Source organism: Halobacterium sp. KA-4, assembly GCF_021028995.1.
Lineage (GTDB): Archaea > Halobacteriota > Halobacteria > Halobacteriales > Halobacteriaceae > Halobacterium.
Map to the genome: position 1 here is coordinate 13909 of NZ_JAJJZG010000026.1, position 21963 is coordinate 35871.

The window sequence follows — 21963 nt, forward strand, 5'->3', positions numbered from 1 at the left end:
TTCGTGTTCGGTGAATAGCGCGAAGAAGAGCCGACCGCGACCGTATTACCTGGTCAGGGGAGCAGCGAGGTGAGCACGCTCAGGTCGATGAGCGGGCCGTTGCCGTTCCCGGGGTCGTCCGGCGGCCCGGGTTCGTCGCTCGTCTCGTTGGTCTCGTTCGCGCCCGGTCCGTTACCGGACGCGCCAGACGAGTTTCCCGGCGTGTCACCCTCGCCGGGGCTGGTGGCTGTCTCGTTCTCGTCGTCGCCGTCCTCGTTACCGGGTGCGTCGGGACCGTTCCCGGGGTCGTCGGGCGCGCCCTCACCGGGAGTCGTCTCGTTGTCGGCCGTCTCGTTCTCGTCGTCACCGGGGGTCGCTGGCGTGTCGACCGGTGGGCCGGCCATGCCGTTCCCGAACGGTGGACCCGTGCTGTTGTTCCCCGGCGCACCGGCGATGCTCCGGGCGATAGCCGCGACTTCGGGGCCAGAGAGGTTGCTCGCGGACGTCCGGAGGCGTTCGAGCGCGGAGACGTTCACACCGCGTTCGGCGAGCGCCTCCTCGGGCAGGCTACGCGCGGTTTCGGCGGTCTCGTTGGTCATCGACTGGAGCGTCGAAATCCGGGCGGCGAGTCCCGCCATCTCGGCGCGGTAGCGCCCCGTGGAGATGTTCCCGTTCTCGCGGGCTGTCTCCAGTTCCTGCTTGCGCTCCCGGAGGTCTGCGAGGCGCTGGTCGAGGGTCTGCGTGTGGTTGGCGACGACTGACGCCTTCGAGGCGTTCGACTTCGCCGCCGCGACCTGCAGGCCGAACGACCGCCGCTCGACCTCACCCTCGACTTCGGCGCCCTGTACGTCGACGACGCCGGCGAGCTGGGCACCGGGCGCTGTCTCGGTTTCGTTGTCGGTCTCGTTCGCTGCGTCCCCGTCCTGCACCGCCACGGACTCGGTCGCTGCCGGTCCGTCGGCCGTCGACGCGGCGACGGCCATCGGCGCAGCGGCGCCGACGACGAGGAGTGCAGTCACGAGCAGTACGGTCGCTTTCATCTCGGTCGGTCGTTGGGCGTCCCGTGGCTTATACCCGCGGGACCGTGCACGCGACTTCCGTACAATTAACGCCGATTAAGTCGGGTTAAGCGGCTGTCCGGGCGGAACACGCCACTCGAAGAGTGAATGCTGTCGCAACCTAGCCGGGAAGAACTGCGCGCGGCGACGCCTCGCGCAAAAACCTGCTCGAAAAAACCGCAAGTGGTGCGCCGGCGCGTTACTCGGTAGTGTAGTAGTATTCGCCTTCGCGCTTCTGCTGTTTGTCCAGTTGGCTGCCGGGCTTGTTGATGCGCGGGCGGCCGAGGTTCTCGTCGCGGCGGAAGGTCACGTCGAGGTTCGCGAGGAACTCGTTCATGCCCGAGCGCATCGGCTGCGGGGTCGAGGCGCGGCCGTGTTCGGCGGGCTCGCCGTCGAACACCATCAGGCGGTCGCTCACGAGGTCTATCATGTAGATGTCGTGGTCGATGACCATGACGGTGGTCTCGCGGTTCTCCGCGAACCGCCGGATGGCGCGGGTCGCGAGCACGCGCTGCTCGACGTCGAGGTGGGCGCTCGGCTCGTCCAGCAGGTAGAGGTCGGCGTCCTTCGAGAGCGTCGCGGCGATGGCGACGCGCTGGCGCTCCCCGCCGGAGAGGTCCGTGAGGTTCTGTTCGAGAATCGGGTCCAGCTGGAGCGGGTCGCCGATTTCGGTGTTCCAGTAGCTCGTCCCGAAGTCGTCGGTAATCGAGGAGAGGAACGCGTCAACGCGGATGTGCTGGTCGGCCTCGACGTACTGGGGCTTGTACGCGATGTCCAGTCCGACGTCGAGGTCCGCGCCTTCCTCGCCGTCGACGGTCGTCGGGTTGAGGTCGCCCGCGAGAATCTGGGCGAATGTGGACTTCCCGATGCCGTTCGGGCCGACGACGCCCAGCACTTCGTTGCTGTGGATGTCGCCGCCGTCCACGGTGAGCGTGAATTCGTCCTCGCCGTAGGACTTCGTGAGGTCCGGGTAGGAGACCAGCGTCTCCTCGCGGGAGGCCTCCCGTGGTGCGTGCTCCTCGAACGTGATGGCCTCCGGTCGGATGCGCATGTTCTCGTTGTCGAGGTACCCCTTCAGGTACTCGTTGATGCCGTTGCGCACGCTCTTCGGCGGCGTGACGACGCCGTACACGGAGGGTTCACCGTACGCGACGTGGATGGAGTCCGCGAGCAGGTCGAGCACGGCGAGGTCGTGTTCGACGACGAGCACGGCCTTGTCCTCCTCTTCGGCGAGTTCGCGGACGATGCGCGCCGCGGTGACGCGCTGGCCGATGTCGAGGTACGGTGTGAGTTCGTCCACGAAGTAGAAGTCCGCGTCGCGGGCGAGCGTCGCCGCCAGCGCCACTCGCTGGAGCTCCCCACCGGAGAGCGACTCGATGGACTGGTCGATGACCGGGCGAATCGAGAGCCGGTCGACCAGGTCGTCGAGGACGCCGCGCTCGTCCGTGCGTTCGAGCAGTTCCCGCGTGGTGCCGTCGAACTGGTCGGGAATCTGGTCGACGTACTGGGGTTTGCGCGCGACTTCGACGTCGCCGGCGCGGACGGCTTCGAGGTAGTCCTGGAGTTCCGTGCCTCGGTACTCGTCGACGACCTCGTCCCACGAGGGTTCGTCTTCGTGGCGGCCGAGATTCGGCGTGATTTCGCCGGCGAGAATCTTCACCGCGGTGGACTTCCCGATGCCGTTCGGGCCGAGCAGGCCCGTCACCTTCCCGGACTCCGGAACAGGGAGGCCGTACAGCGAGAACGCGTTCTCGCCGTAGCGGTGGGTTGGCTCGTCTTCGAGTTCCTGCGGGAGGTTGATGATTTCGATGGCGTCGAAGGGGCACTTCTCGACGCAGATGCCGCAGGTCTCCCCGAGACAGATTTCCTCGGAGATGCGAATCTGGTCGGGGTCGCCGTCCTCGGCCTCCTCCCCGCGGAGGGTGATGCACTCCTTGCCCGTCCGGTTCGGCGGGCAGTAGTTCGAACACTCGTAGTTACAACGGTCGGGCTGGCACCTGTCCAGGTCCACGACCGCGATGCTGTCCTCGGCCATCGTTAGAAGGTGATGCCTTCGGAGAGCAGTACGCCCCACGTGATGAACCAGAGGGCGAACGACATGAAGCCGACGTAGAGGTGGTCTTTCGCCGAGAAGTCGGTGACGTCGACGCCGGCCACTCGCATCAGCCCGAGTTCGACGGCGACCACGGCGAGCAACACGAGCAGCCCCGTGCGGCTGGTCGCGTCGGCGACGACCGCCTCCGAGGCGAACGCCGCAGCGACGCCGCCGAGGGTGGCGATTGTGGTCACCTTCAGGCTGCGCCGGTGGGCAGCCGTCGGGTCCACGGTTTCTGTCATACCCACACGTCCGGGAGCCGCGGTCAAAAGGTGTTCGCTTGCAGCACGGCCGGTTCCGCCGTCAGTGGTCCGTGGGAGCGCCTCCCGCACTTTTAAGCGCGTGGAGTGTTTCGAAACGTAATGATGGCTGAAGACGACAGTGTGCTGGAGGACCTCCCGCCGAGCGCCAAGCTCGTCTACAAGGTGCTCGAGTACGACGGCCCCCTCACCCAGAAGCGAATCGTCGAGGAAACCATGCTCTCCGCGCGCACCGTCCGGTACGCGCTCGAACGGCTCGAAGACCGCGGCGTCGTCGACGAGGACATCTACTTCGCCGACGCTCGCCAGAGCCTCTACCAGTTGACTCGCGAGAAGGAAAGCGAGGACGCGTCCGCCGACGCCGAAGCCGCCTGAACTCCTTACTCGTTCGGCACGACCGTAATCGTCCGCTCGCGGTCGATGGCGCGCTCTAGTTCCTCAGCGATGGCCGACCCTCGCGAGACCTGGATGTCGCCGCCGCGGCCGACCGTCGCCGTGAACAGGTACTCGCCGTCCGCCTGCACTTCGACGGTCTCGCCCGCGCGGTCGCCGGACAGCGGCAGGATGATGTGCCGGGACGTGACCTCCGGGGTCACGAGTTGGCCGGCTTCCTGCTCGCTGCTCCCGCCGCCCGCGGTCTCGGTGGTGCGCTCGCCGAGCGTGCGCACGTCGATGTTGATGCCGAGGCGGTCCTCGATGTCCGAGATGCGGCCGCCGCCCTTCCCGATGACGTGGCTGATTTCGTCCTCGGAGACGTACACCACGGCCTCGTTCGGGCCGCGGATGTCCACCTCGACGGGGCCGCGGGTTGCGGACTGAATCTCGCGTTCGACCTCCTGCTTCGCGAGTTTGTCCACGCCGGACTCGGGGGCCTCCTCGGTCTCCTCGAGGGGGACCGTGACGACCTGGCGGTTGAACGTGTAAATCTCGTAGGCGGGCGTCCCGGTCGCGAAGTCCTTGACCTGGATGACCGGGCGCGCGAGGTCCTCCTCCATGAGGCCCTCGGGCACCTTCACCTCCGTCGTCACGTCGTAGACGGTCTCCACGTCGCCCTCCTCGATGTAGACGACGGTGTCCACGATTTGCGGAATCATGCCCAATTCCACGCGGCCGACGAGCCGCTGGAGCGCGTCGATGGGCCGCGTCGCGTGCACGACGCCGACCATCCCGACGCCCGCCAGGCGCATGTCCGCGAACACCTCGAAGTCGTCGGTCTTCCGCACCTCGTCGTAGATGGTGTAGTCGGGCCGCACCATCAGCAGTGAGTCGGCGGTCTTGGACATCTCGCCGCCCAGTTCCGTGTACTGGGTGACCTCCTTGCCGACCTGCAGGTCGCGGGGCTTCTCCATCGTCTTCACGACGTTGTCGTGCTCGGAGAGGAACTCCGCGACGGCCTGCGCGAACGTCGACTTCCCGGCACCCGGCGCGCCCGCGATGAGCACGCCGCGGTCCCGTTCGAGCAGCCGCTCGCGGAGCTCGTCGGCGTGCTCGTAGTCCTCCATCGTCGTCTTCACGATGGGGCGCACGGCGGTGATTTCGACGGCCTCCGAGAACGGCGGCCGCGAGATGGCGATGCGCATGTCCCGCACCTGCGCGATGGTCATCCCCTCCTCGGAGAGCTCGACGAACGCGTCGTCGGCGCGCTTCGCGGTCGTGATGACTTCGTTGGCGTACTCCTCGATGGTCTCGCGGTCGATTTCCTCGTCGCCGGTGGACTGGTACTCGATTTCGCCGACCTCGCCGCGCTTGACCATCGGCACCATCCCCTCCTTGAGGTGGACGCTCATCGTGAGCTCGTCGAAGTACTGCTCGAGGCCGAGCTCGCCGAGTTCGCGCTCGAGCGGCTCGAGGTACTCCACGTCGATGCCCTTCCCTTTCGCGACCTCCGCCTGCACGATGTCGCTGGTGAGCAGGCGCGCGTCGTGCTCCATCGCCACGTCCCGGATGATGGCGTCGATGGCGCCCGCCGCCGCGCGCTGGATGTCCTCCTCGCCGGCGCGCTCGCCGACGTACTTGATGCTGATTTTGCCGTCGTCCGCGAGTTCGACGAGCCGCTGGAGCTCCTCCAGGGCGTCCCACCCGGTCTGTCGGCCGCTGTTCGCCTGCGCTTCGACCTCGCCGACGACCGCCTCCGGAATGTAGACGGTGTCGCCTTCGTACTCGCCGTCCTCGACCCGCTGAGAGATGCGGCCGTCGACGACGACGCTCGTGTCGGGCACGATGTTCATGTTACCTCGGCGTAGTCGCGGCGTACTGATAAGGGTACTTGCCTCGGCCCGCTGCCGTCCCCGTGCGGGCCGTGACTCTCGGGAATCTCGCGCCCGCCGAAGCCGACTAACCCCTCGAACGCGTCGGGCCGCGTGATGGGCGAACTCCGTGACCTCACCGAACGCCTCGTCTCGATTCCGAGCCACGACGACGAGACCGCTGCCGGCGACGCCATCGCGTCGTGGCTCCACGAGCACACCGACGCCGACGTGGAGCGCGACGACGCCGGCAACGTCCTCGCGTGGCGCAACCCGGACGCCGACGGCGACAGCCTCGCGCTCGTCGGCCACCACGACGTCGTACCGCCGGACGAATCACAGACGGAAGACGGCGACTACGTGATTTTCGAGGACGAGGGCCGCCTCTACGGCCGCGGCACCGCGGACATGAAGGGCGCGGTCGCGGCGATGCTGCTGGCGTTCCGGGATGCGGACCCCGACGGCCCGCTCGCGTTCGCGTCGTTCGTCGGCGAGGAGTTGGGCGGGGTGGGCGTCCAGCAGGCCATCGACGAGGGGTTCGCGCCCGACTACGCCGTCGTCGGCGAGGGGTCGACGGGGTACTCCGAACCCGGCGTGCTCGACGTCGCCGTCGCGCACAAGGGCCGCCGCGCGAGCACCGTCACGGCAGCCGGCGAGGCCGCGCACGCCAGCGAGGTCGAGTCGGGAGAGAACGCGGTCTACCGTGCCTGTGACGCGGTGGACGTGCTCCGCGAACTCGACGCGCCCGAGGCCGACGTGTTCGGCCAGCACCTCGCGGGGAGCGTCGCCGTCACGGAAATCGAGGGTGGGACGGCGTGGAACGTGATTCCCGAGTCCTGCGAGGTCACGGTCGATGAGCGTACAGTCCCGGGCGAGCGTGCGGACGTCGGCGCGGTCGAAGCCGTCGACGGCGTCTCGTGGGCGGTCGACCAGAACCTCCCGCCGATGGCCTGCGACGACCCTGGATTCGCCGCCAGCGTGATCGACGTCGTGCAGGACGTACAGGACGGCGCTGGCGAGCACGTCGCCAAGCCCCACGCGACGGACGCAGGCTGGCTCACGGCCGCCGGGATGACCTGTCTGGTCTGCGGGCCGGCCGAGCAGGGCGAGGCGCACACGGCCGACGAGAGCGTCTCGCTGGACGTGCTCGCGCGGTGTCGGCGGGTCTACGAACGCGTCGCAGCACGAATTCCGCGAGGGCAATCCTGATAGGCCGCGCCGCGTACGCCTAGGGTATGTCGACGCAGGCCTCCGAGGAAGTCCCCGACGCCTACGCGGACCTCCTCGACCACTACGAACAGATTTCGAACGTCAACGACGCGAACAGCCTGCTCTCCTGGGACCAGGAAGTGATGATGCCGGAGGGCGGCACGCCCGCCCGCTCGAAGCAGAAGTCAGCGCTCTCCTCGCTGTCCCACGACCTGCTCACCGAGGACAAGGTCGGGGAGTGGCTGGACGAACTCGAGGACGCGGACCTCGATGACGAGCAGGCCGCCGTCGTCCGCGAGATTCGACGCGAGTACGAGCGCGCCGACCGCGTGCCCAGCGAACTCGTCGCCGAAATCTCGGAGACGACCTCCGAGGCGCTCCCGAAGTGGAAGGAAGCCAAGGAAGAGGACGACTTCTCGGTGTTCGCGCCGATTCTCGAGGACCTCGTGGAACTCAAGAAGGAGTACGCCGAGCACATCGACCCCGAGAAGGACGCCTACGAGGTGCTGTTCGCGGACTACGAGCCGTACCTCGACCTCGACACCGCCGAGCGCGTGCTCGAACGCCTCCGCGAGGAACTCGTCCCGCTCATTGAGGACGTCCGCGAGAGCGATGTCGAACTCGCGGACCCCTTCGAGGGCGAGTTCGACGTTGACACGCAGGAAGAACTCGCCCGGGACGTGCTGGACACGCTCGGCTACGACTTCGAGCACGGCCGCATCGACACCGCGCCGCACCCGTTTTCCACCGGGAATCAGTTCGACGCCCGCGTCACCACGCGCTTCAGCGAGGACGACCCCGTCGACGCCCTGATGTCCACGATTCACGAATTCGGACACGCGCGCTACACGCTCGGTCTCCCCCGCGAGCAGTACGGGAACCCGCTCGGCGAGTCCCGCGACCTCACCGTCCACGAGTCCCAGAGCCGCCTCTGGGAGAACCACGTCGGGCGCTCCCGCGTCTTCTGGGAGAAGTTCCTGCCCGCGATGAAAGCGCGCTTCCCGCAAATCGAGGACGCCACCCCCGAGGAGGCCTACGAGGCCGCCAACGAGGTGTACGAGGACAACCTCATCCGGGTCGAAGCGGACGAACTCACCTACCACATGCACATCATCGTGCGCTTCGAAATCGAGCGCGAACTCATCGAGGGCGACCTCGACGTCGAGGACGTGCCCGAGCGCTGGAACGACAAGTACGAGGAGTACCTCGGCATCCGCCCCGACACCGACGCGGAGGGCTGCCTGCAGGACATCCACTGGAGCCACGGCTCCTTCGGCTACTTCCCGACGTACTCGCTGGGGAGCGTGCTCGCCGCCCAGATTTACGACGCCCTCGAAGCCGACGTCGGCGACGTCGACGAGAAGGTGCGCAACGGGAACTTCGACGTCATCGCCGACTGGCTCGAAGAGCACGTCCACCAGCACGGCGCGAAGTACACGACGCCCGAACTCGTCGAAGAAGCCACCGGCGAGGCGTACAACGCCGACCACTTCGTCGACTACGTCACCGAGAAGTACACCGACCTCTACGACCTGTAGCGGGGCTGGCGGCCGCCCGGCCACCGAAGGCTTATGCTTCGCGTCCCGGGTGATGGCCGTATGCCCGGTCCGATATTCTTGCGCGGCGACACGGTCACGCTCCGGCCGCCCGAGCGCGAGGACCTCGACGCGATTCGGGAGTGGCTGAACCACCCGCAGGTGTGGCGACCGGCCCTCGACCCGCTGCCGGCGAACGAGGACACTGCGGAGTCGTACTTCGAGCGCTCGCTCACCTCGGAGACGGACGTGAAGTGTCTCGTCTGCGTGGACGAGGAGCCGGTCGGCGTCGTCTCGCTGACCACCACCGAGTACGGGCCGACGGCGACCGACCGCGCGCGGAGTGTCGAACTCGCGTACCACCTCAGCCCGGAGTACCACGGCCGCGGGTACGGCAGCGAGGCCGCCGGTCGCCTCGTGCAGTACGCCTTCGAGGACTTGAACATGCGCCGGGTCACCGCGCACGTCGGCGCGTTCAACGACGCCTCCATCGGCCTCCTCGAATCGCTCGGCTTCACCCACGAGGGGACGCGCCGGGAGGCGGCGTTCTACCGCGGCTACTACCACGACATGCTGACGTACGGCTTGCTCCGCGATGAGTGGGAGGATACGTAGCGTTCCGGTGTCGGCGAGGCCGTCGCCGGCCGGGTGGCTTTTTCCGCGTTCCGCACCCAGTCGTAACCATGCGCGCAGCAACCTATCAGGGTCCCGGCGAGATTACCGTCGAGGACGTCCCGAAGCCCGAAGTCGAGTCGCCCAGCGACGCCGTCGTCCGCGTCACGCACACCGCCGTCTGCGGGTCGGACCTCTGGTTCTACCGCGGGGAGGGCGACCGCGAGGAGGGGTCGCGCGTCGGCCACGAGCCGATGGGCATCGTCGAGGCAGTCGGCGACGACGTGACCTCGGTCGAGCCTGGCGACCGCGTGCTCGCGCCGTTCGCGATTAGCTGTGGGGAGTGCGAGTTCTGTCGGAAGGGCCTGTACACGTCCTGCGTGGAGGACGAGTCGTGGAGCGGCGAGAACGGTGGCGGACAGGGCGAGTACGTGAAGTGCCCGTACGCGGACGGCACGCTCGTCCGGGTGCCGGACCGCTACGCCGACGACGAGGACACGCTCGAAGCGCTGCTGCCGCTGACGGACGTGATGGGGACGGGCCACCACGCCGCGGTCAGCGCGGGCGTCGGCGAGGGCGACACCGCCGTCGTCATCGGGGACGGCGCGGTCGGGCTCTGTGGCGTGCTCGCCGCCCAGCGCCTCGGCGCCGAGCGCATCATCGCGATGGGGCACCACGAGGAGCGCCTCGAACTCGCTGAGGAGTTCGGTGCGACGGACACTATCGCCGCGCGGGGCGACGAGGCAATCGAGCGCGCGACCGAACTCACGCACGGCGGCGCGAACCACGTCATGGAGTGCGTCGGCGCGGCGTCCGCGATGGACACTGCCATCGCCATCGCGCGGCCCGGCGGGACGGTCGGCTACGTCGGCGTTCCGTACGGCGTCACCGAGGAGGGCCTGGACGTGTTCACGATGTTCAGCGACAACATCACGCTGAACGGCGGCGTCGCGCCGGTCCGTGCGTACGCCGAGGAACTGATGGACGACGTCCTACAGGGGACGCTTGACCCGTCGCCCATCTTCACGAAGACCGTCGGCCTCGACGACGTGGACGAGGGCTACCGCGCGATGGACGAGCGCGAGGCCATCAAGGTGCTCGTGAAGCCCTGACGTTGTACTCGGCTGTCACCTCGATAGATTCAAGTAGTGGTATGGCATAGCGTACCACGTATCATGTCGAGCGCATCGACTCCGGACGACGACTCGCTTCTGGACGAGTTCCTCGAAGACCGCGGCCACGAGACACAGACGTGGGAGGAGAGCTACAACAAGAAGCAGTGTCCGGAGTGCGGTGGGCTCCACGACGGCAACGCGCGAACCTGTACAGTGTGTGGCTGGTCGCCCGCGTAGTCGGGCAGCCCCTTCCTTCGACGGCCAGCACACCTAAGACGAACCCCGAGAAAGGTTGGCGTGAAGTCATGCCGGAGTGCCAGAACTGTGGGTCGTTCGTGACCGACGCGTACGCGAGAGTGTTCACGCCGAACGAACAGGGCGCCCCGCGCGTGTGTCCCAACTGCGAGGACAAGATTCGCGACGGCGCGGAAGTACGGGAGGCGAGGTCTACCCGCCGGACGTAGCCCCTCCGTCCTGTCTGTGTAGCGGAGAATTTCAAGCGGTTTATACCGTTTCGGTTCCTCTAGTTGTCTAATGACGGACTCGGAGCCGGAAGTCACGCGGCTGTTCGGTGGTCCGGGGAGCGGGAAGACGACCGCGCTCCTCGACCACGTCGAGGAAATTCTCGAAGACGACGACGTTGACGTACGCGACATTCTCGTCGTCTCGTACACGCGTGCCGCAGCGGCCGAGGTCCGCGAACGGCTCGCCGAGCGACTCGACGTCAACCCGCGCTCGCTGCGCGGGAACGTCGCCACGATGCACGCCAAAGCCTACGAGCTGCTCGGGCTGTCGCGTGGCGACGTCGTCGGCGAGGACGACAAAGAGGAGTTCTGCGAGGAGTACGGCATCCCCTTCGAGGACGAGTACTCCTCGGGGTCGCGGCGCACCGCGCGCTCGACCACGCTCGGGAACAAGGTCATCGCGACCTCCCAGTGGCTCCAGCGAACCAGCCGCGACGTCGCCGACTGGTACGACGTCCCGTTCCGCTGGAACGACGAGGAAGTGCGACTGCCCCCGGAAATCGACGAGAACGCGCAGGTCGGCAACAAGTACACGCCGACGTGGCCGTCCAGCGACGAGCGCTACGACATCCCCGAAGCGATTCGGGCGTGGCGCGCGTACAAGGGCGAGAACGAGCTCGTCGGCTTCGCGGACATGCTCGAGCGCGTCCAGCAGCGCTCGCTGCTCCCCGACGTCGACTACCTCGTCATCGACGAGTTTCAGGACATCACCAGCCTCCAGTACGACGTCTACGAGGAGTGGCGGCCCCACATGGAGCGCGTGCTCATCGCAGGCGACGACGACCAGGTCGTCTACGCGTGGCAGGGCGCCGACCCCGAACTCCTGCTGAACACGAAGGTCACCGACGACGTCGTGCTCCCGAACTCCTACCGACTGCCCTCTGAAGTGCTGAAGGTCGTCCAACAGGAGATTAGCCACATCGAGACCCGCCAGGAGAAGGACCTCGAACCCCGCAAGGAGGGCGGCAGCGTCGAGGCCGTCGAGAGCCCGTCGATGCTCGACCTCGTGCGGAACGTCCGCCGGACCGTCGAGGACTCCGACGACGAGACCGTGATGGTGCTGTTCCGCGCGCGCTACCAGCTGTTCGACTTCGTCGACGAATTCATCGGCGAGGGCATCCCGTTCAAGGCGCTGACCGACCAGCGCCTCTGGACGGACCGCCTCCAGCAGTACATCTCCGCCGTGGAAGCCCTCGAGAACGACGACCCCATCGACGGCCTGCAGGCCCGCCGCCTGATGGACATGCTCCAGGACTCGGCGTTCGGCACCCGCGAGCGCAACGACCTCCGGGAGGCCATCGACGAGGCGCAGGGCGAGGACACCGACCTCACCGAACTCACGTTCACCGCGGACTTCATCCGCGACTACGTGCCGTTCGTGCCCGGCCCCTCGGCGGCCGCGGACATGCTCCGGAAGGTTACGCGCTACCAGCGCCGCAGCATCGACGCGTACTTCCAGGGCGACTACCGCGGCATGGACCCCGACCGCGTGCGCGTCGGCACCATCCACTCCGCGAAGGGCCGCGAGGCCGACCACGTCTTCGTCTCGACGGACCTCACCGAGAAGGTCGTCGAGCAGATGGCCGCGACCGCCGACCCCGAGGACATCCCGGAGGGCGTGGAGTTCACCTCCAAGACGAGCCCCGTCCCGATTCTGACGGACAACGAGCGCCGCGTGTTCTACGTCGGCATGAGCCGGGCGCGCGAGCGCCTCGTGCTCCTCCAGAACCTCATCAACGGCGCCCCGACGCTCCCCATCGACGTGTTGCTGTACGGCGAGCAGACCGGGCGCTCTCTCGACGAGGCCCTCGAAGCCGACACCCCCGTTCACCTCCCGTGAATGCGGCCCGCGGCTCTCGACAGCGCGCTCACCGACGCGAGCGCTGACGCCTTCGTTTTCGTCGGCCCGGCCGGCGACCCGCTCGTTCACGCCCTGAGCGGTGCCGCCCTCCCGTGTCGCGCGGCCGTCGTCTACGCCGGCCGCGTCGCCGTCGTCCCGGAGCGCCCGCTCCCCGACTACGTCTCCGTCCACGACGACGCGAGGGTTCTCGACCCCGTCGCGACGCCCGCCGAGCGCCTCCCTAGTCTCGTCGGGGACTCGGTGCTCGCTCCCCGAATGCTCCCGCACGACGCCGCGCTCTACCTCGACAACGCCGGCGTGGACGTCTCCTCGACGGACGCCCACCTGCGCGCGAGAGAACGGAAGATCGACGGCGAACTCGCCGCGCTCCGCGACGCACAGGCCGCTGCCGAGGACGGGATAGCGGCTGCCGCCGCACTCCTCGCGAACGCCGCTGGCGACCCGCTCGCGGACGACGCGGGCGACGTGACCGCCGAGCGCGTGCGCCGCGCCGCGAACGCGGCGATGGCGCAGGCCGGCGCGGACCCCGAAACCGTCGTCGACGCGGAGGGACCGATTGCCGCCAGCGACCCAGTCCCGATTCGCGTCACTCCACGAGTCGATGGCTACTACGGCTGGCTCGCGCGCACGTTCGTCGCGGACAGCGACGGTGGCTGGGAGCGCCGCGCGACGCTCGCCGGCGAGTACGCCGTCGACGCCGGCATCGACATCGTGGACGTCGGTGAGGCGACTGTCGACGCCGCTGCCGACGAAGTGACGGCGGAACTCGGCTCGTACGGCTTCCCGCCGACCGCCGGCACCGGAACTGTTCACGGCGTCGGCCTCGAACGCCGCGAACTCCCCGGTGGTGAGGATGTCATCGAACCGGGCGCGGTGCTGGCGGTTCGTGCAGAACTGGACGCCGAGAAGACGGTGTGGGTCGCGGACCTCGCGGTCGCCACCGAGGACGGCGTCAAGCGAGTCGGCGACTTCCCGCGCTCGGTCGTCCCGAAGCCCGACTACTGATTCTCCTCGTCGGGCTCTTCGACGACCGCGTCCGTGGCCTTCTGGGCGGCGAGAATCGGCACGTCCGTCGGCATCGTGACGTACTGCTCGAAGGCGATGATGCCGGCGGCGAACCCGAGGAACACCCAGCCCGTCGAGTCGCCCGCGAGCAGCGTTTCGACGCCGAACAGCGCGGCTGGCGCGGCGAACGCCACCGCGACGGCCAGCGAGATGGCGTCGAGGAGTTTCATGCTCGTCTGTGGGCGCTCGGGCCACATAAGCCCGTCCGCCCGTGCCGAAACCCACAGCGTTTTTGTTACGAATCACGAATCTGTTGGCGTGTTCACCGGCATCATCGAGGAGACGGGCACCGTCGAGCGCGTCGTCGACGAGCCCGACGGCCGCCGCATCCGCATCGCGACCGACGACCTGAGCGGCTTCGGTCACGGCGACAGCATCAGCGTCGGCGGCGTCTGCCTCACCGTCGAAGAGTTCGGTTCGGACTGGTTCACGGCGTTCACCGCCACGGAGACGCTCGAAGCGACCACGCTGGATTCGGTCCGCGAGGGCGACGAGGTCAACCTCGAACGCGCGCTCCCCGCCGAGGGCCGCCTCGACGGCCACATCGTGCAGGGCCACGTCGACACGACCACCGAGGTCGTCGCCGTCGAGGAAGTCGGCGAGGACTGGACGTACACGTTCGCGCTCCCCGAGGGCCACGAGCAGTACGTCGCGCAGAAGGGCTCGATTACACTCGACGGCATCAGCCTCACTGTCGCGAGCGTGGACGACGGGAATGGAACGTTCTCGGTCGCCGTCGTGCCGACGACCTACGACCTCACGACGCTCTCCGAGCGCGCGGCCGGCGACCGCGTGAACGTCGAAGTCGACGTCGTCGCGAAGTACGTCGAACGCCTCGACACCTACTGACGGTCCTCGTCCGATTCGAGGTCGCTGATGAGGAATTCGACGTCCTCCTTCTCGTGCTCGGGTTCAGGTTTCTCGAACGTGCTGGCGCCCGTGCGCTCGTAGGCCGCGCGGTACGCGACGAGTTTCCGGTAGAGCACGTAGAACAGCGCGCCGTCGTAGAGAACGACGAATCCGATGAACGCGAGGCCGGGCGCGACGCCGAGCGTGTCCGTCAGGATGCCGAGGTTCGTCACGACCGTGTTGTACGTCGCGTGGATGACCGCGGCGATGACCAGCCCCTTTACGACGATGGGGCCGGCGTCGTCCGGGTTGAACTTCGCGAGCCCGAGGTAGTAGCCAGCGAACGCCGAGTAGATGACGTGGCCGGGGCCTGCGAGCGTGCGCACTGCGGCGGTCTGGAGGCCGACGTCGATGGCCGCGGTGCCACCCGTGGCGCTGGCGGCCATCACCACCTCGCGGCCGATGTAGATGGCGTTCTCGATAGTAGCGAACCCGAGGCCGGCGACCGCGCCGTACACCGCGCCGTCGACGACCGCGTCGAAGCGGTCGCTGCGGAACGCGTACAGCCGAATCGCGAGCCACTTCACGGTCTCCTCTACCGGGCCGACGATGAGGAAGTAGTACAGCGCGGGCGCCAGGACGGCAATCCACAGCGGCGCGTCCGCCGTGACCGACCCGAGGAACAGCCCCGAGAAGACGGTGTTCAGGATGGCGGCGAACCCGGCGAACAGGAACCCGAACGCGAACGTCACCACGAGCAACTCGATCGGCTCCCGCTTGGTCGCGTCCGCCTTCCAGACGAACCCCGCCATCGCGAGCGCCGGCACGACGGACAGCAGGACGTAGAGCGCGACGACCGGCCTGTCGATGAACACCAGGCCGAGCGCCGCCGCGAACTGCGCGACGACGATGAGCACCGCGAGCGCGACGACGCCCGCCCGCGCGCTCGTCACGATGCCGCCGTACAGCCACGACGAGAAGCGGTCGAGCGCCGTCCGCGACTCCCAGGTCGCCACGTCGTAGAGGTCTTCGTTGCCCTCACTCGCGCGCTGGACTGGGTCCCGTTCGGCCGACATGGGCGTTCCGTTTCTCGGCCTCCCCCTTGAGTGTGTTCGCGGAACCAGGTCTCGCCCCTTGTATGTTAACAAGCACCTTAAGGGGCAGCCTTATGCGTACTTGCGGGCTCCCGCAGGAGTATGGCATACAGTCCCAGTCGCGGCCTGCTGTACTCCGCGCCCCCGACACCCGAATCGAACCGACCAGACGACGCCGAAGCCGAGGAACCCGACGCGAGCGCCGAGCCGACGCCCGCCGCCGCAGACGACTGACGCCGCACTGACTTCTACTGCGAATTCTACAGCCGGCAGCGACAGCGCTGACGACACTGCTCTCCTGGCGGATGAAAGGGCGAGGGTGGCTCGCGTTCACTCGCTCGCTGCACGACCCCTATCGCGAGCGTAGCGAGCGATATGTCGTGCAGCGTGCGCGAGCCGCCCGAGGGCTTTCGAGACATCAGTTGGTCCCTCGGTCATTCATTCGCCTAGGCGGCAACGCTCAAAACCCCGCGCGCCGAAGGACGGGTATGCTCTTCGACCAGCGGACCCGGGCGGCGCTCCGGGACGCAGGACTCTCGCGGGACGACATCGCCGAAATCGAGGACAGCGTGGCCGAGCAGGCGCGGGCGGACGCTCGCCGCGTCGAGTCCTTCTTCGAGGGCCGCGCGGTCGTCTACTCGGACATGGACCTCACGCACTCGCGCTCTGACTACCCCGAGCACGACTTCGACTACGTCGACCTGTTCACGCACAGCGAGGACATCCGCGGATTCGTGCGCTTCGAGACGTGGGGCGCGTACGTCGAGGGCGCGCGCGTGCTGGAGGAAGCAGACGGCGAGCCGACGGTGGTGGAGTTGACGCTCGGGCCGACCGTCGACGCCCGGGTGCGCTTCGCCGGCGAACGGAGCCAACTCGAATGACTCGGGTTCGCGTCCGCGGCATCTACAGCACCGCGCTCACCCGCCGCCTGCTGGAGGCCGGCTTCGACGTGGTGGACGCGTCGCCGCCGATTCGCGCGCGCTTCGACGCCGACTTCGAAGCGGCCGAGTACGACGTTGACGTCTCGATGACGCCCGACAGACAGGGGGTCGGTGTCTCCGGCCGACCCGAACACGCCGAGGACGTGCTGGACGTGGTCGGGGACACTGGTATCGACACGTTCGTCTGGCCGGACCGCGCGGCCCGCGGCGCCATCTTCAACGGCGTCGTCGAGCGCACGGTTCGCGGCGGCGCCGTGGTCGCGCTCGCGGACGACCACGAGGGTTACCTGCCGTTCGACGCGGCCGACCAGCACGTCGAGGAGGGCGACCACGTCCGCGTGCAGGTCCACGACCCGAACCCGTGGTGGCTCGACGACCGGCCGGTCGTCGGCACGGACCTGCGCGCCATCGGCGGGCTCGCGAGCCTCGAACGCGGCGTGGACGCGCTCGTCGCCGGGACGCCGGACGGCTCGCGGAACCACGAACTCGCGCGCACCACTGAACTGCTCACGCCCGACGTCCCCGACCAGTGGGGCGTCCAGTGGCACTACGCCGCGGACGGCGCGAGCATGGACGCGCTCGGCGACGTGCTCGACGACATCGTGTCGCTAGCCAACCGCCTGGAGGAAGCGATTTCAGACGCGCCCGCGCCCAGCGACACCGCCCCCTACCGGGTCGCCGCGCCCGAGCGCACCGTCTGGGCGTGGTTCGGCCGCGACTCCCGGTTCGCGCTCGACGACGCGCGCCGCGAGGTCACGGAGACGATGGACGGCCACCACCGCATCAAGGCCGGCAGCGAGGCCGCCAGCGGCGCCGTCGACTTCGCGGAGGCGCTCGGTGCGAGCACGGACGGCTTCCCGTTCGGCGCCGTCACCGACCAGTTCGGGCCGACCGAGGGCGACCTCGTCGCCATCGAGCACGGCAAGCCCGACGGCCGCCTCATCACCATCGGGCGCGGCGAGGTCACGGACCGCGACCGCGACGCCGGCCGCGTCACCGTCCGCCGCGAGATGAGTCCCGGCGGGGCGTACGACGCGCTCGGCGTCGAACGCGAGCGCGGCGACGTCGCAACCACGCGATTCACGGAAGGGAACTGGTGGTATCCGACCGTCTACAAGGGCACGGACGGCCACGTCAAGGGCACGTACCTGAATATATCTACGCCCGTCGAGGTGTTCCCGGACGGGGTGCGTTACGTCGACCTCCACGTCGACGTCGTGAAACACGCCGACGGCACGGTCGAAGTCGTCGACGAGGACGAACTCCAGGAGTGCGTGGACGCGGGACTCGTCAGCGAAGCCCTCTCCGAAAAAGCGCTCTCGGTCGCCGAACGCGTGCGGGCCGCCGTCAGCGACGACGACTGATTAGAAGTGGGAGTCGGAGTCCGGGCTGCCCTCGCCGCGGCCGCCGCGGCCGCCCTCGTTACGGTCGACGCCCATGTAGCTCTCGGGCTGGTCGCCGCCCCAGCCGCCGCCGTCGCCGTCCGTGAACCGGACGACCACGTCGTCGACCTCGTCGAACTCCGCGGCGAGGTCCATCTTGATGCGCTGGGCGGTCCGCGGGCTGATGCCACAGCCCGAACACGCGCCGCCGAGTTCGACGACGACCTCGCCGTCCGACGGGTCGGCCTTCCGGATGGCGCTGGTGCCGCCGTGGCTCCTGATGATGGGCATCTGTGCGGTGAGCCACGTCTCGACGCGCTCGTGGAGACTCCCCGCTCCCGCTGTCTCGCTCATAGTCGGGTCTTCGGGCTCGACGGGTGATGTACTTTCGGTTGAGACACTAGGCAACGTTCGTGTTGGACCCGTCCGTTTCGACTGGAATCGCGGAAAAGTACAGTCGGCCCCTCGACTCTCGAAATTCGCGTGTCAGGCGTCGTCGTCCCGCCGCCACGCGGCGAGTGCGGCCGCCGAGACGCCCGCGAGCGCGGCGAACGCGCCAAATCCGGGTACGCCGCCCCCGGACTCGTCGGTCGTGGTCTCGGCCGCCGTCGGCGTCGCCGTCTCGGTTTCCGTCGGTGCGGCCGTCTCCGTCGCGGTGCTCGTCGGCACCGTCGTCGTTTCGAGCGTCGGCGGGTCGGGCTGCTCGCCCGCGCGATTCGGGAACGTGTAGACGCCCCCATCGTACGTCTGCCCGCCCATGTTCCCCGCGACGAACGCCTCGTCGGTAGCGTACTGCGCGGTCCAGAACCGCGCCTCCTCGGGCCGGCGCCACCACGCCAACTCCTCGGGATTCGCGGGGTCGCTCACGTCGTGAATCTTCACGCCGCCCTGGTACCAGGACGTGTACAGCCTCTCTCCGTGGAACTCGAAGTTGTGGCTGGTCGTCCACGTCCCCTGCCGGGTGCCGTCGGGCGTGGGTGGCGGCGCGATGAACGACAGTTTCTCGGGGTTCTGCGGGTCGCTGACGTCCCAGAGGTCGATGCCGCCCTGCCCCGGGTCGGAGTCGTCGGTGTCCACGTCCCACGCCTCCGCGCCGGACGCGAGCACGGACGCGTCGTCGTTCACGGCGATGTAGTGGGAGTTGCCGGGAATGGAGAGGCTCTCGGCGCCGGCCTCGCTGGTGGGCATGTCTTGTAGGTCCTCGACGCTGTAGTGGCCGAAGTGATTGACGTACTCGGGGTTGGCGGGGTCGCTGACGTCCACTAGCCACGTACCCGCGTCCCAGTACGCGATGTAGAGCGTGTCCCCGTGCACGTAGAGGTCGTGGCACGCCCGCAATCCCGCGTAGACCTCTTGCCAGCGTTCGTCGTGGTCGACGTTCGACCACCGCCCGACCTCCTCGATTGTGTCCCCGGAGACGTCGACGAAGACGGCGGGGTTCTTCGCGCCGTCGTTTGCCGTGAGGTACGCCACGCCGTCCTGCAGGTAGGCGTTGTGAATCGGGAACTCGGTCTCGTGGAAGCCGGTCTGTACCGGATTTGCGGGGTTGCTCACGTCGAAGACGACGACGCCCTGCACGGTCTCGGTCTGCGTCGGGTTCGCCGGCCCGACCGCGATGAGTGTGTCCTCTTCCAGTTTCACGTCGTAGACCATCCGCATCGGCCCGTTCTCGTGGTCGTCCAACAGCGGCGCTACGCCGGCGAGCTGCTCGGGATTCGCGGGGTCCGAGACGTCGACGGTCGCGATGCCGTCGGTCGTCGCCACGTACGCCGTCTCCCCGGCGTCGTCCACTACGACCTCTTTGGTTCCGCCGAGGTCGAGCACGCCCAGCGGCTCGAACGCCGACTGCTGGCTCGCGGTCGCTGAAACGGTCGTGCTCGCGAACGGGAGGGCGGCCGCGGCGGCAGTCGCGCGGAGCACGTCTCGTCGTCGCATACGCCCCCTCCGGCGGTTGCGTGGAAAAGTCCTGCGGGCATTCGCTCTGTTTGATTTGCTGGTGTTCTCGCTCTTGCTCTTCTCGTTCACGTTGTTTCCTCCTCGAAAGCCCCGAGGCTGTGGACTCGGGAGGCTCGCTGTGCTCCTCGCTCACTGCGTTCGCTGCGGTGCTTGCTTCGCCTGCCTTCGTCCACAGCCTTGCCCCCTTTCAGTCCACCCCGTGGCCGTGGACTGTGGCGGTTGCTACTATCGCGCGGTTACTCGTTTGGGCGACGGGGAGATGAGAAGTCGGAGAGGGGGTTATCGCGTTCGCTCGCCCGTACCACCAGTAATGGCGGAGGCGACGGCGCCGTGGAGCACGACGTCGTCGCCGAGCGAGGTGAGGCGGACTTCGGGGACGTTGTTGAACACGCCGTCGTCGAGGTACTCGCGAATGGGGTCCAGAACTTGGTCCGGATTATTGAGCGCGACGGCGCCGCCGACGTAGACGACCAGCGGGGCGTACGACTGCACGAGGTTCGTGATGCCCATCGCGTTCCAGAAGCCGATCTGGTCGACGACGTGGCTGGCGAATTCGTCGGTGCCCGCGTGCTCGAAGACGTGCTTCGCGGAGAACTCGGGGTCGTCCATCGGGAGAGCGGTCTCGACGCCGCCGTCCTCCTCGGCGAGCATGCGAGCGTACTCGGGGATGTTGTTCCCCGAGCAGTACGCCTCCCAGTGGCCGTCGCGCCCGCAGCCACACGTCCGGCGGCCCTGCGGGTCGACGAGCATGTGGCCGAGTTCGCCGGCGTTGCCGTCCCAGCCCTCCAGCACGTTGCCGTCGACGGCGACGCCCGCGCCGATGCCCGAGGAGATGGTGACGTACGCCATGTCGTCGGGGTTGCTGTCGGCGTGGAAGCGCTCGCCGATGACGCCCGCGACAGTGTCGTTGTGGAGGTAGACGCGCTCGGAGTCGATGAGGTTCGAAATCGGGCCCACGAGGGGGACCGTCCCGACCGAGTCCGGGAGGTTCGCGGGGCCGTCGATGGTTCCTTCCGCGAGGTCCAGCGGGCCGATGCTGCCGATGCCAGCGGCGCGCACTTCGGCGGGGTCGACGCTGGCGTCCTCGCAGGCGGCGCGCACGGCGTCGAGGACGGCTTCCGTGACGTGAATCCCCGTCGGCCCGCGGGGCGTCGGTCGCTTGTCAGTGGCGACGACGGTCGCGTCGTCGTTCGCGACGGCGGCGCGCAGGTTTGTCGCGCCGAGGTCAACGCCGACGTAGTACGGCATCTACCTCGATTAGGCCGGGCATCGCACTTAACTGCACAGTTTTCACTCGCAGCCGCGTTAGTTCGTCGCGCCAGGCACGGGCCGCGTCGCCGTCCAGACGGTCGCCGGCCCGCGAATCCGACAGACCGGCTCGGCCTCCTCGACGGCACCGACGCGCTCCACGGAGACCGCGGCGTCCGTGTCGAATGCGACGACGTTCGCGGCTGCGACGACGCGCTCCTCGCCCTCGGGCACCTGCACGCAGTCGACGCGTCCGCGGCCCGCGAGGTACGCCGTCCCGCCGCCGGAGACGGTCGTGAGGAAGAGGCCACTGCCGCGAGCGGGTGCGTCGCCGACGCGGTCGGCACCTACGCGGACGTCGCCGGTCGCCGCGACGAACGCATCACGGGTCGCTGCCACGTTATCGTCGTCGAGGTCGGCGGCGACGAGGCTGCCGTGGTGGGGCGGCGCGAACCGCACGGTCGTCGCGGTGTCGGCGACCACGCGAACGGGCGTGCGCTGGCGCTCGCGGGCGTTCGCTACCGACCGCAGCACGCCCTCGCGAGCGCGCTCGACGCGGAGGTTCCCGACGTAGTCCACGAGCGCGCCCGACGCCGCGAGCAGGGACTCTCCAGCCTCCAACTCCACGACGAGCAGCCCGCCCGTGCCGTCCTCGGCGGTCGCCTCCATCTCAGTGGTCGCTACGCACGAACGTCACTGGGCACGGCGCCGACAGCAGCACCGTCTGGGCGGTGCTGCCGAAGACGGCCTTCCCAGCGGGCGAGCGCTTCCGGCCGCCGACGACCGCGATGTCGGCGTTCACGTCGTCCGCGAGCGCGACGATGCTCTCGCCGTGCTCGCCGATGTGCCCGCGCACGTCGTAGTCGACGCCCGCGTCGCTCAGGTGGTCGTCGTGGTCCCGAAGCGTTGCGTGGCGGCGCGCCACGACGTCGGC

Annotated in this window: 24 protein-coding genes; 13 read left to right on the forward strand and 11 right to left on the reverse strand. The window is 68.4% G+C overall.

The features are described from left to right. Positions 1-53 precede the first annotated feature (53 nt). The 3 genes from LPA44_RS16595 to LPA44_RS16605 all read right to left on the reverse strand — a co-directional run bounded on the left by LPA44_RS16595 (position 54) and on the right by LPA44_RS16605 (position 3374). Positions 54-1019, reverse strand: coding sequence for a hypothetical protein (locus LPA44_RS16595; RefSeq protein WP_230890610.1), 966 nt, complete (start codon positions 1017-1019; stop codon positions 54-56). Between the two features lie 217 nt (positions 1020-1236). Then, complete coding sequence (locus LPA44_RS16600) at positions 1237-3072, reverse strand: ribosome biogenesis/translation initiation ATPase RLI (RefSeq protein WP_230890611.1); 1836 nt, start codon at positions 3070-3072, stop codon at positions 1237-1239. Between the two features lie 2 nt (positions 3073-3074). Next, positions 3075-3374, reverse strand: coding sequence for an EMC6-like membrane protein (locus LPA44_RS16605; protein ID WP_230890612.1), 300 nt, complete (start codon positions 3372-3374; stop codon positions 3075-3077). A gap of 123 nt (positions 3375-3497) precedes the next feature. On the opposite strand from LPA44_RS16605, the gene LPA44_RS16610 reads away from it, so the two are divergent. Further along, positions 3498-3767, forward strand: a complete 270-nt coding sequence (locus LPA44_RS16610; RefSeq protein ID WP_058984599.1) for a winged helix-turn-helix domain-containing protein — start codon at positions 3498-3500, stop codon at positions 3765-3767. A 5-nt stretch (positions 3768-3772) separates the two neighbouring features. Here the strand turns inward: LPA44_RS16610 and LPA44_RS16615 are convergent, their stop codons facing one another. Continuing rightward, positions 3773-5620, reverse strand: a complete 1848-nt coding sequence (locus LPA44_RS16615; protein WP_230890613.1) for a PINc/VapC family ATPase — start codon at positions 5618-5620, stop codon at positions 3773-3775. A gap of 135 nt (positions 5621-5755) precedes the next feature. Between LPA44_RS16615 and LPA44_RS16620 the strand changes: the two genes are divergently transcribed. The 8 genes from LPA44_RS16620 (at position 5756) to LPA44_RS16650 (ending at position 13499) form a co-directional block, all read left to right on the forward strand. Beyond that, positions 5756-6847, forward strand: coding sequence for a M20 family metallopeptidase (locus LPA44_RS16620; RefSeq protein WP_230890614.1), 1092 nt, complete (start codon positions 5756-5758; stop codon positions 6845-6847). Between the two features lie 26 nt (positions 6848-6873). Further along, a complete protein-coding gene (locus LPA44_RS16625; protein ID WP_230890615.1) occupies positions 6874-8385 on the forward strand; it encodes a carboxypeptidase M32 in 1512 nt (503 codons plus the stop codon). A 60-nt stretch (positions 8386-8445) separates the two neighbouring features. Beyond that, positions 8446-8997 carry a GNAT family N-acetyltransferase gene (locus LPA44_RS16630; protein ID WP_230890616.1) on the forward strand — a complete coding sequence of 184 codons (552 nt, stop codon included), beginning with the start codon at positions 8446-8448 and terminating at the stop codon, positions 8995-8997. Between the two features lie 68 nt (positions 8998-9065). Next, on the forward strand, positions 9066-10106 hold the full coding sequence (locus tag LPA44_RS16635; protein WP_230890617.1) for a zinc-dependent alcohol dehydrogenase family protein: 1041 nt from the start codon (positions 9066-9068) through the stop codon (positions 10104-10106). A 63-nt stretch (positions 10107-10169) separates the two neighbouring features. Then, entirely contained in the window at positions 10170-10346 is a 177-nt protein-coding gene (locus LPA44_RS16640; protein ID WP_169793377.1) for an HVO_0416 family zinc finger protein, read from the forward strand. A 68-nt stretch (positions 10347-10414) separates the two neighbouring features. Further along, complete coding sequence (locus LPA44_RS18520; protein ID WP_169793378.1) at positions 10415-10573, forward strand: DUF7563 family protein; 159 nt, start codon at positions 10415-10417, stop codon at positions 10571-10573. Positions 10574-10643: 70 nt separating this feature from the next. Next, positions 10644-12473, forward strand: coding sequence for a UvrD-helicase domain-containing protein (locus tag LPA44_RS16645; protein ID WP_230890618.1), 1830 nt, complete (start codon positions 10644-10646; stop codon positions 12471-12473). Beyond that, positions 12474-13499, forward strand: a complete 1026-nt coding sequence (locus LPA44_RS16650) for a M24 family metallopeptidase (RefSeq protein WP_230890619.1) — start codon at positions 12474-12476, stop codon at positions 13497-13499. Here the strand turns inward: LPA44_RS16650 and LPA44_RS16655 are convergent. After that, complete coding sequence (locus LPA44_RS16655) at positions 13493-13729, reverse strand: DUF7533 family protein (protein WP_230890620.1); 237 nt, start codon at positions 13727-13729, stop codon at positions 13493-13495. The two genes, LPA44_RS16650 and LPA44_RS16655, sit on opposite strands and share 7 nt — an antisense overlap. An 88-nt stretch (positions 13730-13817) precedes the next feature. Here LPA44_RS16655 and LPA44_RS16660 point away from each other — a divergent pair, with 88 nt between their 5' ends. Continuing rightward, complete coding sequence (locus LPA44_RS16660; protein ID WP_230890621.1) at positions 13818-14408, forward strand: riboflavin synthase; 591 nt, start codon at positions 13818-13820, stop codon at positions 14406-14408. Here LPA44_RS16660 and LPA44_RS16665 read toward each other — a convergent pair. Next, positions 14402-15484 (reverse strand): PrsW family intramembrane metalloprotease, encoded by a 1083-nt coding sequence (locus LPA44_RS16665; protein WP_230890622.1) that lies wholly within the window; start codon positions 15482-15484, stop codon positions 14402-14404. The two genes, LPA44_RS16660 and LPA44_RS16665, sit on opposite strands and share 7 nt — an antisense overlap. 120 nt (positions 15485-15604) lie before the next feature. Between LPA44_RS16665 and LPA44_RS18165 the strand changes: the two genes are divergently transcribed. From LPA44_RS18165 to LPA44_RS16675, 3 genes are all read left to right on the forward strand, one after another. Next, on the forward strand, positions 15605-15736 hold the full coding sequence (locus LPA44_RS18165) for a hypothetical protein (protein WP_269070421.1): 132 nt from the start codon (positions 15605-15607) through the stop codon (positions 15734-15736). 254 nt (positions 15737-15990) lie between these two features. Further along, entirely contained in the window at positions 15991-16383 is a 393-nt protein-coding gene (locus LPA44_RS16670) for a DUF7532 family protein (RefSeq protein ID WP_230890623.1), read from the forward strand. After that, complete coding sequence (locus LPA44_RS16675; RefSeq protein WP_230890624.1) at positions 16380-17807, forward strand: DUF402 domain-containing protein; 1428 nt, start codon at positions 16380-16382, stop codon at positions 17805-17807. The genes LPA44_RS16670 and LPA44_RS16675 overlap by 4 nt, the downstream gene beginning before the upstream one ends. Here LPA44_RS16675 and LPA44_RS16680 read toward each other — a convergent pair whose 3' ends face one another. The 5 genes from LPA44_RS16680 to LPA44_RS16700 all read right to left on the reverse strand — a co-directional run. After that, positions 17808-18179 (reverse strand): NifU family protein, encoded by a 372-nt coding sequence (locus tag LPA44_RS16680; RefSeq protein WP_230890625.1) that lies wholly within the window; start codon positions 18177-18179, stop codon positions 17808-17810. 132 nt (positions 18180-18311) lie between these two features. Continuing rightward, the gene (locus LPA44_RS16685; protein ID WP_230890626.1) at positions 18312-19760 is read right to left on the reverse strand and encodes an LVIVD repeat-containing protein; all 1449 of its coding nucleotides are present in this window, start codon (positions 19758-19760) and stop codon (positions 18312-18314) included. Positions 19761-20060: 300 nt separating this feature from the next. After that, positions 20061-21029: an ROK family protein gene (locus LPA44_RS16690; RefSeq protein WP_230890627.1), complete on the reverse strand. Its 969-nt coding sequence runs from the start codon at positions 21027-21029 to the stop codon at positions 20061-20063. 57 nt (positions 21030-21086) lie between these two features. After that, complete coding sequence (locus LPA44_RS16695) at positions 21087-21698, reverse strand: AIM24 family protein (protein WP_230890628.1); 612 nt, start codon at positions 21696-21698, stop codon at positions 21087-21089. 1 nt (position 21699) lies between these two features. Next, positions 21700-21963: universal stress protein (locus LPA44_RS16700; protein ID WP_230890629.1), on the reverse strand; the 264-nt coding region annotated here is incomplete at its 5' end.

Bases quoted from the DNA above. Each gene is read 5' to 3' on its own strand.
- LPA44_RS16595 (WP_230890610.1), bottom strand. From the start codon at position 1,019: ATGAAAGCGACCGTACTGCTCGTGACTGCACTCCTCGTCGTCGGCGCC.
- LPA44_RS16600 (WP_230890611.1), bottom strand. From the start codon at position 3,072: ATGGCCGAGGACAGCATCGCGGTCGTGGACCTGGACAGGTGCCAGCCC.
- LPA44_RS16605 (WP_230890612.1), bottom strand. From the start codon at position 3,374: ATGACAGAAACCGTGGACCCGACGGCTGCCCACCGGCGCAGCCTGAAG.
- LPA44_RS16610 (WP_058984599.1), top strand. From the start codon at position 3,498: ATGGCTGAAGACGACAGTGTGCTGGAGGACCTCCCGCCGAGCGCCAAG.
- LPA44_RS16615 (WP_230890613.1), bottom strand. From the start codon at position 5,620: ATGAACATCGTGCCCGACACGAGCGTCGTCGTCGACGGCCGCATCTCT.
- LPA44_RS16620 (WP_230890614.1), top strand. From the start codon at position 5,756: ATGGGCGAACTCCGTGACCTCACCGAACGCCTCGTCTCGATTCCGAGC.
- LPA44_RS16625 (WP_230890615.1), top strand. From the start codon at position 6,874: ATGTCGACGCAGGCCTCCGAGGAAGTCCCCGACGCCTACGCGGACCTC.
- LPA44_RS16630 (WP_230890616.1), top strand. From the start codon at position 8,446: ATGCCCGGTCCGATATTCTTGCGCGGCGACACGGTCACGCTCCGGCCG.
- LPA44_RS16635 (WP_230890617.1), top strand. From the start codon at position 9,066: ATGCGCGCAGCAACCTATCAGGGTCCCGGCGAGATTACCGTCGAGGAC.
- LPA44_RS16640 (WP_169793377.1), top strand. From the start codon at position 10,170: ATGTCGAGCGCATCGACTCCGGACGACGACTCGCTTCTGGACGAGTTC.
- LPA44_RS18520 (WP_169793378.1), top strand. From the start codon at position 10,415: ATGCCGGAGTGCCAGAACTGTGGGTCGTTCGTGACCGACGCGTACGCG.
- LPA44_RS16645 (WP_230890618.1), top strand. From the start codon at position 10,644: ATGACGGACTCGGAGCCGGAAGTCACGCGGCTGTTCGGTGGTCCGGGG.
- LPA44_RS16650 (WP_230890619.1), top strand. From the start codon at position 12,474: ATGCGGCCCGCGGCTCTCGACAGCGCGCTCACCGACGCGAGCGCTGAC.
- LPA44_RS16655 (WP_230890620.1), bottom strand. From the start codon at position 13,729: ATGAAACTCCTCGACGCCATCTCGCTGGCCGTCGCGGTGGCGTTCGCC.
- LPA44_RS16665 (WP_230890622.1), bottom strand. From the start codon at position 15,484: ATGTCGGCCGAACGGGACCCAGTCCAGCGCGCGAGTGAGGGCAACGAA.
- LPA44_RS18165 (WP_269070421.1), top strand. From the start codon at position 15,605: ATGGCATACAGTCCCAGTCGCGGCCTGCTGTACTCCGCGCCCCCGACA.
- LPA44_RS16670 (WP_230890623.1), top strand. From the start codon at position 15,991: ATGCTCTTCGACCAGCGGACCCGGGCGGCGCTCCGGGACGCAGGACTC.
- LPA44_RS16675 (WP_230890624.1), top strand. From the start codon at position 16,380: ATGACTCGGGTTCGCGTCCGCGGCATCTACAGCACCGCGCTCACCCGC.
- LPA44_RS16680 (WP_230890625.1), bottom strand. From the start codon at position 18,179: ATGAGCGAGACAGCGGGAGCGGGGAGTCTCCACGAGCGCGTCGAGACG.
- LPA44_RS16685 (WP_230890626.1), bottom strand. From the start codon at position 19,760: ATGCGACGACGAGACGTGCTCCGCGCGACTGCCGCCGCGGCCGCCCTC.
- LPA44_RS16690 (WP_230890627.1), bottom strand. From the start codon at position 21,029: ATGCCGTACTACGTCGGCGTTGACCTCGGCGCGACAAACCTGCGCGCC.
- LPA44_RS16695 (WP_230890628.1), bottom strand. From the start codon at position 21,698: ATGGAGGCGACCGCCGAGGACGGCACGGGCGGGCTGCTCGTCGTGGAG.